The 12722-nt window shown below is 72.3% G+C and carries 8 protein-coding genes; 4 read left to right on the forward strand and 4 right to left on the reverse strand.

The annotated features are described in order from the left end of the window. Positions 1-119: 119 nt before the first annotated feature. Positions 120-1370: a galactose-1-phosphate uridylyltransferase gene (galT, locus tag J2Y69_RS08715; RefSeq protein WP_310019663.1), complete on the reverse strand. Its 1251-nt coding sequence runs from the start codon at positions 1368-1370 to the stop codon at positions 120-122. Positions 1371-1602: 232 nt separating this feature from the next. Between galT and J2Y69_RS08720 the strand changes: the two genes are divergently transcribed. Both J2Y69_RS08720 and J2Y69_RS08725 read left to right on the forward strand, forming a co-directional pair. Beyond that, positions 1603-2574: a LacI family DNA-binding transcriptional regulator gene (locus J2Y69_RS08720; protein ID WP_310019732.1), complete on the forward strand. Its 972-nt coding sequence runs from the start codon at positions 1603-1605 to the stop codon at positions 2572-2574. Between the two features lie 49 nt (positions 2575-2623). Then, positions 2624-3379 (forward strand): sugar phosphate isomerase/epimerase family protein, encoded by a 756-nt coding sequence (locus tag J2Y69_RS08725; protein ID WP_310019665.1) that lies wholly within the window; start codon positions 2624-2626, stop codon positions 3377-3379. Between the two features lie 146 nt (positions 3380-3525). Here J2Y69_RS08725 and J2Y69_RS08730 read toward each other — a convergent pair whose 3' ends face one another. Both J2Y69_RS08730 and pgm read right to left on the reverse strand, forming a co-directional pair. Next, positions 3526-5853 carry a M28 family peptidase gene (locus tag J2Y69_RS08730; RefSeq protein ID WP_310019667.1) on the reverse strand — a complete coding sequence of 776 codons (2328 nt, stop codon included), beginning with the start codon at positions 5851-5853 and terminating at the stop codon, positions 3526-3528. A gap of 266 nt (positions 5854-6119) precedes the next feature. Then, on the reverse strand, positions 6120-7763 hold the full coding sequence (gene pgm, locus J2Y69_RS08735; RefSeq protein ID WP_310019669.1) for a phosphoglucomutase (alpha-D-glucose-1,6-bisphosphate-dependent): 1644 nt from the start codon (positions 7761-7763) through the stop codon (positions 6120-6122). A gap of 275 nt (positions 7764-8038) precedes the next feature. Between pgm and pheA the strand changes: the two genes are divergently transcribed. Beyond that, positions 8039-8989: a prephenate dehydratase gene (gene pheA / locus J2Y69_RS08740; RefSeq protein WP_310019734.1), complete on the forward strand. Its 951-nt coding sequence runs from the start codon at positions 8039-8041 to the stop codon at positions 8987-8989. A 341-nt stretch (positions 8990-9330) separates the two neighbouring features. On the opposite strand, the gene J2Y69_RS08745 is transcribed toward pheA, so the two are convergent. Next, positions 9331-10383, reverse strand: coding sequence for an LLM class flavin-dependent oxidoreductase (locus J2Y69_RS08745; protein ID WP_310019671.1), 1053 nt, complete (start codon positions 10381-10383; stop codon positions 9331-9333). Positions 10384-10717: 334 nt separating this feature from the next. On the opposite strand from J2Y69_RS08745, the gene J2Y69_RS08750 reads away from it, so the two are divergent. Next, positions 10718-12451 (forward strand): cation:proton antiporter, encoded by a 1734-nt coding sequence (locus tag J2Y69_RS08750; protein ID WP_310019672.1) that lies wholly within the window; start codon positions 10718-10720, stop codon positions 12449-12451. Positions 12452-12722: the final 271 nt, after the last annotated feature.

Below are 12722 nucleotides of genomic sequence, written 5' to 3' on the forward strand. Positions count from 1 at the left end.
GCCATCCATGTCCCGATTTCTGCGGAGTGTGTCCCGCTTTCGGTTCCTTAGGAGGCGGTGAGCAACCGATTGTGGGACACGGGACACGGGACACCGGCCCCGGGGAATCCGGGCAGGGCTCAGGACGGGAGGGAGGCGATCGCCTCTCGGAGGCGCTCGGCCGCCGCCTCGGGGAGGATCTCGGCGGTCCAGGCGGACATCGCCGATTCGGACCCCGCGAGGAACTTCAGCTTGTCGGCGGCGCGGCGCGGGGACGTGAGCTCGAGGCGCATCCGGACGGTGTCGCGTCCGCGGTTCACCGGCGCCTGGTGCCAGGCGGCGATGTACGGGGTGGGGGAGTCGTACATCGCGTCCACTCCGCGGAGGAGGCGCAGATAGAGGGGGGCGAGCTCGTCCCGCTCCGCCCCGGTGAGTGCGGCGAAGTCGGGCGCGTGGCGATGGGGCATCAGCTGCACCTCCAGAGGCCAGCGGGCGGCGAACGGCACGAACGCGGTCCAGTGCTCGCCCTGCAGCACGACGCGTGACGAGGACCGCTCGAACGCGAGCACGCGGGCGAGCAGATCGGCGGACGAGCGGTCGATGCTCTCGAGAAGGCGGGTCGTGCGCGGCGTGATGTAGGGATAGGCGTAGATCTGGCCGTGCGGATGGGGCAGGGAGACCCCGATCGCCTCGCCCCGGTTCTCGAACGGGAAGACCTGCTCGATGCCGGGGAGCGCGGAGAGCGCGGCGGTGCGGTCGGCCCAAGCCTCGATCACCGTGCGGGCGCGGGTGACCGTCTGCGTCCCGAACGAGCCCGTCGCCTCGGGGCTGAAGCACACGACCTCGCACCGGCCGATGCTGGGGCGGATGCGCCCGAGCGCGAGGGAATCCTGCTGCACCGACGCCTCCGCACCGTCGCCGATGAGGTCGCCGATGACGGGGGCGATGTTGGGGTCGGGAGCGGCTCCGAGGGCGGGGCCGAACGAGGGGGAGCGGTTCTCGAACACGGCCACGTCGTACATCGAGGGGACCTCGGACGGGTTCGTCGGCGTCTGCGGGGCAAGGGGGTCCGCGTCGGCGCTCGGCATGAGCACTCGATTCTGCCGGGCGGATGCGAAGGTGATCCAGTCGCCGGTGAGCACGTCCTGCCGCATGCTCGCCGTGTCGGGACGCGGCGCCAGCGCGCGGGCGTCGATCGCGCGCGCGGCGGGGAGGGCCGTGTCGGGATCGTCGTAGTAGAGCAGCTCGCGCCCGTCGGCCAGACGCGAGGAACGCCGGATCACCCCGGCGCCGAGAGTCACCGCTTCCGACGGCCCGGCGACGGTTGAGAGGGCGGCGTCCTGGGGCGCGATGTCCTGGGGGTCCTGCGCGGCGGAATCGTCCATGTTCACGTCAACACGGTATCTCCACGCCGTGCTAACGTCAACATCTCAGCGACGGGAGTCGTGGAGGGAAGAGCCGCCGGAGGATCAAGAGACCCCTGCGCGCGGGCGGGTGGGCGCGCGGGCGGGTGGCGGGGTGAGGAGAGACATGGGCGAGGACGAGACGCCGCACGGACGTCGGACACCGGTCGGCTCCAAGGGCGCACGCGGCGACCGGTCGGCCCCGTCCGCCCGAGTCTCGATGGCGACGGTCGCGGCCCGTGCCGGCGTCTCGGGGCAGACGGTCTCGCGGGTGGTCAACGACAGTCCGCACGTCGATCCGGAGACCCGCGCGCGCGTCGAGGAGGCGATGGCCGAGCTGGGCTATCGGCCGCACCGTGCGGCCCGCGCGCTGCGGACCGGCCGCTCGCACACGATCGGCGTCATCGCGCAGACCCTCGCCACCGTCGGCAACTCCCGCATGCTGCAGGCGGTCGCCGAGGCCGCGGAGGCCCGCGGCTACGCCCTCACGGTCGTGACGCTCGGCGAGTCCGGGTGGATCGATGACGCCGTCGACCGGCTCCGGGATCAGGGGGTGGACGGGGCGATCGTCCTCAATGAGGCGAGCGCGCTCACGGCGGGAGCCGCCGTCGACGGCCTCGCGCTCGCGGTCGTCGACGCCCCGTCCGGCGGCGGATTCGGCGTAGTCGGCACCGATCACGCCGAGGGCGCGAGGACGGCCACCGCGTATCTGCTCGCCCGAGGGCACGCGACCGTGCATCATCTCGCGGGACCGCAGGGCTCCGTCGCGGCGGACGCCCGCGAGCAGGGGTGGCGTGCGGCGCTTCTGGCCTCCGGCGCCCCGACCCCGCGGCCGGTGCGCGGAGACTGGAGCGCCCGCTCGGGCTTCGTCCGGACGGTCGAGCTCCTCCGCGGCGCGCGGGACGGCGCACCGGAGGTGACGGCGATCTTCGCGGCCAACGATCAGATGGCCCTTGGGGCGCTGCGCGCGCTCGCCGAGGCCGGGCGCCGCGTCCCCGAGGACGTCGCGGTGATCGGCTTCGACGACGTGGCCGACGCCGCCGACTACCGTCCCCCGCTCACCACCGTCCGGCAGGATTTCGACGCCCTGGGCGGCCTTGCGGTACGGCTCGTCGTCGAACGGGCAGAGGGGACGGTGCCCGCGGATCCGCCGCTCCTCCGCCCGCAGCTGGTGGTCCGGGTCAGCGCGTGAAGAGTCGGCGTGGGACGAGCCGTCGCCGTCGCGATGAGAGGCTGGACGCATGAGCATCCGACCGGGGCTGTGCTCCGTGACCTTCCGGGAGCTGCCGCCGGCGCGCGTGGCGGCACTGGCCGCCGAGGCGGGGCTCCAGGTGATCGAGTGGGGCGGCGATGTCCATGTGCCGCCGGGCGATGTCCGCGGAGCCGCCGCGGTGGCGGGCATCACGGCGGATGCGGGACTCGTCGTCTGCTCCTACGGCTCGTACTTCCGCGCGACGCCGAGGGAGTCGATCACACCGGTCCTGGACAGCGCCTCCGCGCTCGGCGCCGATCGGGTGCGCGTCTGGGCGGGCGTCTCCGGATCGGCCGAGGCGTCCGAGCGGGAGCGAGCGGGTGTCGTCGACGCGCTCGCGCGTGCGTCCGCGGAGGCGGATGACCGTGGGATGACCCTCGCCCTGGAGTACCACGGCGGGACGCTCGCCGACACTCCGGAGGCGGTCCTCGGCCTTCTCGGCGCCGTCGGGAGCACCGCGCTCACGACCTACTGGCAGCCCACGGTCGCCGCGTCCGACGAGACGGCGCTCGCGGAGTACGCCCTGCTGGCGGACCGGGTCAGCGCCGTACACGTCTTCTCCTGGTGGCCCCGGACCGAGCGTCTCCCGCTGCGGGACCGGGAGGCGCTGTGGCGCGGATTCGGCCTGGCGGCGAATGCGGCGTCCCGCCCGCCGCGGGACGCCCTGCTGGAGTTCGTCCCCGGCGACGACCCGTCCGTCCTGGCCGCCGAGGCCCGGTCCCTGCGCCAGTACCTCCAGGCCTGATTCGCACTGATCCGGCCTGATCCCCACCGATCCGCACCTGATCCAGCCCCAGCCCCCGCTCATCTGGTCGGATGATTGCACTCCTGTCGGCCGATTCAGCGCGATCCGGCCGACAAGAGTGCATCGGGCCGACAGAACGATCGGCGTCAGAGCGTGATCGTCCGAGCCACCACTGCGAGCTCGGACGTGTGGGAGCCCATCACGCCCACCCCGTCGGGGCGCGGAATGAACCCGGGGAGCTCGGACAGGCCGTCGCTGCCGTCCATCACCCTCAGCGTCAGGGGGCCCGATCCCTTGATCCGCAGGGTCAGGTCGAGCCCGTCCGCGGGCGGCGCATGGAACAGCAGCGTGAACCGACCACCTGCACTGTCACCACCAGCACCACCGGCGCTGTCACCGCCATCGGCGGCGCTCAGGGGAACGTCCCGGCCCCGCGCGGTCGCCGAGAGCACGGTGCCCTCCTCGGCCTCCAGGTAGACCAGCCGTCCGGTCCGCTGGGGGACGATCCGGAGGTCCAGCTCCCGATCGCCGCCGACGATGCGCTCGGACACGACCGTCACCTCGGGCGCCTTCAGATCGGCGGGCTTCGCATCGCCCACCATGGCATCGCCGTGGAGCACTCCGAACGCGCCCGAGAGGTCCTCGCTGCGGTCGACCATCGGATCGCTCCACCCCGTGGGATCCCCGCCGGGGCGCACCCAGTAGGCCTTGCCGGTGTCGGCGTCCATCGCGTACATCATCTCCACGGGCACCGGGTGGGCCTTGTCGAAACGGTCGACGGTCAGGCCCATCCCCGTCGCGAGCACCGCGGCCGTGAGGGCGGCGATGCCGGGGACGGCGCGCGCGATCCGTCGCGACCGGCGGTCCGGATCGGGGAAGAGCAGCTCAAGGACCGGCACCAGCGTGATGCCGAGGAAGGAGGCGAACAGCGCGGCCGCGGCACCGCGTTCCAGACCCATGGCCGGGAAGAACAGCGCCACGGTGGGGGCCAGGATCACGACCGCCACGGCGCCGGAGACGAGCTGGGCCACGATGCCGCCGCGCAGCAGCACCTGGAGGATCATCGCGATCCCGCCCACGAGCGCGGGGATCGCCGCCAGATACGAGCCGCCGGGGGTGGCCGCGGCCATCGTGATGCCCACGACGGCGAGCCAGGCGAGCCCGCCGACCGCGAGGGCCTCCGCCCCGAACCTCCTGCGCAGCAGTGCCAGCCACGCGACGACGACGGTGAAGACGAGCGCCACGACCGCGATCCGGTACCAGCCCGGCGACCAGGGGTCGCTGAGCTGCCCGTAGCCGGGGCGGATCGCGGTCAGCAGCATCCAGAACAGCTGGGCCGCCGCCGCGGAGACGATGATCGGCAGCACGCCGAGCCCGAGGGCGGCGACCATGCGCCCCCACGTCGCCTTGCCGCGACGGACGACGATCACGGCCGCGGCGGCTACGGTCAGCAGCGCGAGCGCCGCCAGCGGCCACACCGCCCAGCCCGGGTAGCGGATGAGCTGCCCGAACGCGGGGAAGTAGGTCGCGTCGTCGGCGGACGGGACGGCAAGCGCGCCCAGATCGTCTGCGCCGAGGGACTTCGCCAGGGCCAGGGCGTTGGAGCCGTGATGCTGCAGCGACTCCACGGACTGGTACTCGGCCCGGTCCTCCGGCGCGTGATAGGTCGCCGATCCGTCGATGTACGCGGTGTTGAGGCCGGTGAACCGGCCATCGTCGCGGAAGGGCGAGAAGTCCGTGTCGTTGGGGAGGATGCGGTACACCTCGACGGCGAAGCTCGTGGCCACCGGGTACGGCACCGAGGCGCCGTAGACGTCCACGAGATCGGCGTTGCCCCGGCCGGTCTCGAACATGATCGCGGGGCCGGACGATCCCCGCGCCTCGAAGTTGAGGACGACGCCGCCGTCCTTCGCGAGCGGGTCGGAGGTCATGAACGCCTCCGCGCCGCACAGGCACGCCTCCTCCGCGTCGGTGAAGACGAGCACGATGTCGTTGCGCGGGGCCGCCCCCGACGTCAGGGCGCGAGCTGTCTCGAGAAGGGTCGAGACCCCGGCGCCGTCGTCGCCCGCGCCGAAGGACACCTGGACGGAGTCGTAGTGCGCGAGGAGGAAGAGCGTGCCGGTGGAGTCCGTGCCGGGGATCTCCGCGACGACGTTCTGCACCCGCGCCATCGCCATGCCGCCGAGCGCCCCCGTCGCCCCGACCGAGTCCTGGACGCGCGCATCGACGCCGATCTCGTCGAGCTGACCGAGGATGTACTCGCGCACCCTGTCCGCGGCGGGCGACCCCGCGGGGTGCTGCTCCCTGCTGACCTGCTCCTGATGCACCCGCGCGCGCTCGCCGCTGAACTCCTCCGCCGGCGCGGAGGCGGGGACGACGGCCGGAGGGCTCACGGTCGTGACCGTCCACCAGGACAGGAGCGCGAGCAGGATCAGGCCGACCGCCCCGCAGGCGGTCCGGAAACGCCGGGTCATTCCCTCATCCTGCCGGACCGCCGCTCGCGCCGACAGTATCTGCGCGGCGGACGGGGCGGACGGGGCGAGACTCTCGTCCGGATGTCGGCCCGTTGACCGCCGGTCGGACCGGATCACCGATCTGATCCGACGGAAGTGCATCTATCCGACGGAAGCGCGTCCATCCGACGGGAGTGCATGACGGACGGGAGCGCCCGCCCGACGGGAATGACGGACAGGAGCGCCCGGCGGGAGCGCCCGAAGGACGCGAGGATCCGGTGCGCTGCTCAGGAGCCGAGCGCGGCGGACACGACCGCCCGGGCCTCCTCCTGCACCTGGGCGAGGTGCTCCGGTCCGCGCAGGGACTCGGCGTAGAGCTTGTAGACGTCCTCGGTGCCGGAGGGGCGCGCGGCGAACCAGGCGTGCTCGGTCTGCACCTTGAGCCCGCCGATGGCGGCGCCGTTTCCCGGCGCGTGCGAGAGGCGGGCCGTGATGGGCTCTCCGGCGAGCGTCGTCGCGGTCACCGCCTCCGGCGAGAGCCGGCCCAGGGCCGCCTTCTGCTCCGGGGAGGCCGGCGCGTCCACCCGCTGATACGCGGATGCGCCGAACTGCTGCTCCAGCTCCGCATAGCGCTGCGACGGCGTCTTGCCGGTGACGGCGATGATCTCCGCGGCGAGCAGGCAGAGCAGGATCCCGTCCTTGTCGGTCGTCCACGGCGATCCGTCCATCCGCAGGAACGAGGCCCCCGCCGACTCCTCGCCGCCGAACGCCACCGAGCCGTCCAGGAGGCCGGGGACGAACCACTTGAACCCCACCGGCACCTCCAGAAGAGGCCGGCCGAGCGCCGCGGCGACGCGGTCGATGATCATCGAGGAGACGAGGGTCTTCCCCACTGCCGCGCTCGCGCCCCAGCCCTCGCGGTGCGAGAACAGGTAGTCGATCGCGACGGCGAGGTAGTGGTTGGGGTTCATGAGCCCGGCGTCGGGGGTGACGATGCCGTGGCGGTCGGCGTCCGCGTCGTTGCCGGTGAGGACGTCGAAGTCCCCGCGCTTGGCGACCAGCGACGCCATCGCGTGGGCGGAGGACGGATCCATGCGGATCTTCTCGTCCCAGTCCAGCGTCATGAAGCGCCAGGTGGGGTCGACCTCCGGGTTCACCACGGTCAGGTCCAGGCCGTGCATCTCGGCGATCAGCGCCCAGTACTCCACCGAGGCGCCGCCCAGCGGGTCCGCGCCGATGCGGACGCCCGCGCGCTTGATCGCCTCGACGTCGATGATGGAGGGGAGGTCGCTCACGTACGCGTCCCGGAAGTCGTAGGAGCCGATGACGGAGGCGTCGATGTCGGCGAAGCGGGTGCGCTGCACGCCGGCCAGATCCGCCGCGATCAGCTCGTTCGCGCGGTTCGCGATCCAGCCGGTGGCGTCGGTGTCGGCCGGGCCGCCGTGCGGCGGGTTGTACTTGAAGCCGCCGTCGCGCGGTGGGTTGTGGGACGGCGTCACGACGATGCCGTCGGCCTGCGTCGCCGGGGCTGCGCCCGCCCCGCGGTTGTAGGCGAGGATCGCGTGGCTCAGCGCCGGCGTCGGCACCCAGGAGTCGCGGGAGTCCACGCGCACGTCCACGCCGTTGGCGATGAGCACCTCGATGGCGCTCCGCTCGGCCGGCCGGGAGAGGGCGTGCGTGTCCCGTCCGAGGAAGAGCGGCCCGCCGATGCCCTGCGAACGCCGGTAGTCGACGATCGCCTGCGTCGTGGCGAGGATGTGACGCTCGTTGAAGCTGCCGAAGAGGGAGGACCCCCGGTGACCGCTCGTGCCGAACGCCACGCGTTCCGATGGGACCGCGGGATCGGGGACCCGGTCGTAGTACGCCGCGATCAGCGCGTCGACGTCGATGAGGTCAGTTTCCTCCGCGGGGAGGCCGGCTCGGCTCGTCATGGGGATAGTCTGCCCCGCCGAACGGTGGATCGCATCATCCCGAAGGATGCTCTTCCGATCCGTCACGAGTCGCGCAGACCAGGATCGGGCGGGAAGCGTCAGCGGGCGTGCGCAAGGCGTCATCCTGCGCGTCCGCATGTGCCGGCCGCCAGACCTCGGGCGGCGAACGAACGGCGAACGGGCGGCGAACGGGCGGCGCAGGGGCGGCGTTGGCCGGCGCAGGCGACGCCGGGAGCGTCCAGGGGCGCGGAGGCCCGGGCCTGTGCGGGGATAGGCTGATCGCCGTGACCGAACGCCGTACGTACAGCTTCCTCGGACCCGCGGGGACCTTCACCGAGGCGGCGCTGGAACAGGTGCCCGAGGCGCGTGGCCACGACTGGCGACCCGTGCACAACGTGGGCGAGGCGCTCGCCGACGTCCTCGAGGGGCGCAGCGACGCCGCGATGATCGCGATCGAGAACTCCGTCGAGGGGGGCGTCACGACCACGCTCGACGCCCTGGCGACTATGCCCGGTCTCCGGATCGTCGGGGAGTACCTGGTCAAGGTGGATTTCGTGCTGGTCGCACCTCCCGGGACTCGAATCGAGGACGTCACCGTCATCGCCGCCCATCCCGTCGCGTACGCGCAGTGCTACGGCTGGCTGGGCGAGCACGTCCCCGCTCATGCGCACGTCCCGGCGGCGAGCAACGTGGCGTCGGCGATCGGGATGCTGGACGGATCGCTGCCCGCCGATGCCGCCATCGCCGCGCCGGGCATCGTGCGCCACCATGACGTCGAGGTGCTGGCCGAGGGGATCGGCGACAACGAGAACGCGGTCACCCGCTTCGTGCTCGTCTCCCGGACCACGGCTCCCGCGTCGCCGACCGGCGCCGACAAGACGTCGTTGATCGTCGAGCTCCCCGAGGACCACCCCGGTGCGCTGCTGGAGCTGCTGGAGCAGTTCTCCACCCGGGGGATCAACCTGTCGCTGCTGCAGTCGCGTCCGATCGGCGACGAGCTCGGCCGGTACCGCTTCGTGCTGGACGCCGACGGTCACATCCACGACGAGCGCATGGCCGACGCCGTGCTCGGCATCCGGCGGTTCAGCCCGCGGGTGGTGTACCTCGGGTCCTATCCGCGCGCCGACCGCCGCATCGTGCAGTACCCCGAGCGCTACGCCGACGAGGTCTTCATCGAGGCGCGGGACTGGCTGCGCGGCCTGATCGCCGGCGAGCCCGAGGCCTGATCCCCGGGGTTCCGCCGTTCTGGCGCTCCGTGTCCCGGTTCTGGGCCTCCGTGTCCCGGTTCTGGTCCCTGTGTCCCGGTTTTGGGGCTCCGTGTCCCAGTTCTGGTCCCCCGTGTCCCGATTTCGGTTCCTGATTCGCCGCTGAGCGACACCTTTTGGGACACGGTTTCAAGGATCAGCAAAGCGGGACGGCCGCCAGGAGGAGCATCAGGAAGAGGCTGCCCGGAAGGTCCCGCTTCGGAGGCTCACCCGGAGGGGACCACTCGGAGAGAATCGCTCGGGCCGCCCACCTTGAACGGCCCGCCCTGAATGGCCCGCTCCGAACGGCCCGTCCAATAACCTCAGCCGGCGGTGAGGAGCTCCAACGTCTGGACGCGGCCGGGGCTCTGGTCCGGAGTCTCGCCCTCGAACGACCCGGCGACGGGGGAGATCATGATCTCGTCCACGCCGTGCTCCTGCGCGAACGCGGCGAGGCCATCGCGGACCGTCGCCGCATCGCCGACGAACCAGTTCGCCTTCGCCGCGGCGTGGATCTGCTCCTCCTGCGGATCCGGGGCTGCCGCGAGGGCGGCGCGCGCCTCCTCCACGGTCTCCAACGGGGTGAGCGGACGGTTCAGCCGGAGGCGCGCCATCATCCGCAGCTGCGGCAGCGCGCGGGCCTCCGCCTCTTCGTCCGTCGGCGCCGCCACGACGTTCGCGGTGAGGAAGGTGCGCGGTTCGGGGTGCTCCTCGGTCGGGCGGAATCCGGAGCGATAGAGCGACAGCGCCCGGTCGAGGCCCTGCCCGGAGAAGTGGTTGGCGAACACGTAGGGCAGGCCGAGGGACGCCGCGAGCTGCGCGGAGTAGTCGCTGGAGCCGAGCAGCCAGATCTCCGGAGCGCCGGTCGCGGCGGGCGTCGCACGCACGGCGTACTCGCCGCCGCTCGTGAACTGCACCGTCGCGCCGTCGGGCTGCAGCATCAGCGCGATGTCCTGCACATGGTCGGGGAAGCGCTCCACGTCGCCCGCGGTCCCCGCCGCGCGCAGCAGCTGGGTGATCACCGGGTCGCTGCCCGGCGCGCGTCCGATGCCGAGGTCGATGCGTCCCGGCGCGATGGCCTCGAGAGCGGCGAACTGCTCGGCGACGATGAGCGGGGCGTGGTTCGGGAGCATGACGCCCCCGGATCCCACCCGGATGCGCTGGGTCCTTGCCGCCGCGGCCGCGATGAGCACGGGCGGGGTCGTCGACGCGACGGCCGGCATGTTGTGGTGCTCGGCGAACCAGTAGCGCCGATAGCCCAGCCGGTCCGCGTGCGCGGCGAGGGTGAGCGAGGCGGCGACCGCCTGCGCACTGGTCTGGCCGGTGCGCACCGGGACGAGGTCGAGCACGGACAAGGCGAGGGGCGCGGTAGTCATCCTTGATGGCAACCCTCCTTCCGGGGCGTGCATTCCCAGGGCTCGCCGTGTTCTTCTGTTGCCCCGCCCCGTTCGTTTGTGCCCCGCCATGCCCCGCCCCGTTCGTTTGTGCCCCGCCGTGGCAGTTGCTGTGGGTTGACACCGCCTTCAACCCACAAGATGTGCCACGGCGGGGCACAAACCGCGCCCGATGCCCAGCCACCGATGCCCAGCCACCGATGCCCAGCCGCCAACGCCCAGCCACCGATGCCCAGCCACCAACGCCCAGCCGCCAGCGCCCAGCGCCCACACCCCACCCCCCTCGCTGTCGGTGAGGCCCGGTACCCTGTCCCGCATGGATGCCGAGATCTTCTACGTCCTCGTCGGCGCAGTGCTGGTGGCCGCCGTCGCGCGATGGCGGGGCTGGCCGGCACCGCTCCTGGTGACGACGGTTGCGCTCGCCGTCTCGTTCATCCCGTTCGTGCCCGACCTCCGCATCGACGGGCACCTGCTCCTGAACATCGTGCTGCCCCCGCTGCTGTACTCGGCGTCTCTGGACGTCTCGTTCGTGAGCTTCCGACGCAGCATGCCGCAGATCCGTCGGCTCGGGGTCGGGCTGGTCGTGGTCACCACCGCGGCGGTCGGCCTCATCGCCTGGCTGCTCATGCCCTCGCTCACCCTCCCCGGCGCGCTCCTGCTGGGGGCGATCGTCGCGCCGCCGGACGCCGTGTCGGCCGCCGCGATCGGCCGCAGGCTCGGGCTCCCGCGACGTGTCATGACGGTCCTCTCGGGTGAGAGCCTCATCAACGACGCCACCTCGCTCACCCTCTACCGCGTGTTCGCCGCGATCGTCGCCGGCGCGACGCTCACGGTCGGGGAAGGGCTCTGGCAGTTCGCCGTCGCCGTGGTCGTCGGAGTGGTGATCGGCGTCGTCGCCGGCACCGGGCTGCACCAGCTGCGGATGCGGATCTCGGATCCTGTCGTCAACGGCACCTTCGGCCTGCTCGCCCCCTTCGGCGTCTACGCGATCACCGAGCACCTGGGCGGCTCCGGCGTGCTCGGCGTCGTCGCGATGGGACTCGTCGTCGGGTTCAACGCCCCGCGGACGAGCTACGCGACCCGGCAGCAGGAGGCGCCGTTGTGGCTCTCAGCCGATTTCCTGCTCGAGTCCTTCGTCTTCGCCTACATCGGCCTGCAGCTTCCGCGAGTGATCGCCGACCTCGGCGCCGGGCACGCCGGCGGCGTCCTCGCGCTCTCGGCCGTGGTGCTGGTCGTGGTCATCGTGGTGCGGCCGCTCTTCGTCTATCCAGCATCGGCCTGGGGGCAGATGTGGCAGCGGTTCCGGCTCCGCCGCTGGGAGCAGGCGCTCACCGACGGGCGGATGCAGGGGCGGATGGACCGGGTCGAGGAGGTGCACGCCCGGCGCGGACGGACGGGCCGAGTGCCGACCGCGGAGGAGGTCAAGCGGACCCGCATCATCGAGCCGCAGCTCAGCTGGCGCGACAACGCGGTGGTGTCCTGGGCCGGGATGCGCGGCGTCGTGACCCTCGCGACCGCCCTCGCAGCGAGCGATCTGGCGGGACTCGACGAGGCCGCGTCGCACGCGATCGTGGCGGTCGCTTTCGTCGTGACCGTCGGCACTCTCCTCTTGCAGGGGCTCACCCTGCCGATGCTCATCCGCATGCTCGACATCGCCGATGACGAGGAGAGCAGGGAGGACGCGGAGCAGCTCGCCCAGGTGCGCGCCCGCACCCGGGAGGCGGGCAAGGTCTACCTGACCGGGAAGCGCGACGAGTGGGAGCGCAAGCACGGTCCGGAGGCGATGGCGCGCTTCGACCTGTTCGCCAAGCGGATGACCCGCGTGGAGCGGGACACGACGCAGGCGCAGGCCGAGGAGCAGGTGCCGCGTCCGTCCCGCGAGGAGCTGATCGACCTCTCCAAGGGATGGCTCACGGTGCGTCGGAACGTGCTGATCGAGGAACGCGATGCCGGAGCGCTGAACGAGGAGGTCATGCGCGAGCTGATCGTGGCGATGGATGCCGAGGAGCTCGCGCTCGACACCCGGACCGAGACCCGCGGCGACCGCTGACGCCCGTCCGGGGCTCGTGCGGCGGTGGTTCGGTCCCCGGTCTCGGCGGTTCGGTCCGGTGGTTTGATCCCCGGTATCGGTGGTTCGGTTCCGGGTATCGGTGGTCGGTCCGGTGGTGTGGTTCCCTGTCCCGGTCGTCGGTCCCCTGTCCCGGTCGTCGGTCTCCGGTCTCCGGTCCCCGGGTCTCCGGTCCCGGCCGCCGGTCCCGGGTCTTCGGTCTCCGGTCTCCGGTCCCGGGTCTCGGCGCCCGTGTCCCACTTCTGGCGCCCCG

Origin of the sequence: Microbacterium resistens (genome assembly GCF_031456305.1) — a bacterium.
Lineage (GTDB): Bacteria > Actinomycetota > Actinomycetes > Actinomycetales > Microbacteriaceae > Microbacterium > Microbacterium resistens_A.

Excerpts from the sequence above, each read along its gene's own strand:
- J2Y69_RS08725 (WP_310019665.1), top strand. The coding sequence starts at position 2,624 with ATGAGCATCCGACCGGGGCTGTGCTCCGTGACCTTCCGGGAGCTGCCG.
- pgm (WP_310019669.1), bottom strand. The coding sequence starts at position 7,763 with ATGACGAGCCGAGCCGGCCTCCCCGCGGAGGAAACTGACCTCATCGAC.
- J2Y69_RS08730 (WP_310019667.1), bottom strand. The coding sequence starts at position 5,853 with ATGACCCGGCGTTTCCGGACCGCCTGCGGGGCGGTCGGCCTGATCCTG.
- J2Y69_RS08750 (WP_310019672.1), top strand. The coding sequence starts at position 10,718 with ATGGATGCCGAGATCTTCTACGTCCTCGTCGGCGCAGTGCTGGTGGCC.
- J2Y69_RS08745 (WP_310019671.1), bottom strand. The coding sequence starts at position 10,383 with ATGACTACCGCGCCCCTCGCCTTGTCCGTGCTCGACCTCGTCCCGGTG.
- J2Y69_RS08720 (WP_310019732.1), top strand. The coding sequence starts at position 1,603 with ATGGCGACGGTCGCGGCCCGTGCCGGCGTCTCGGGGCAGACGGTCTCG.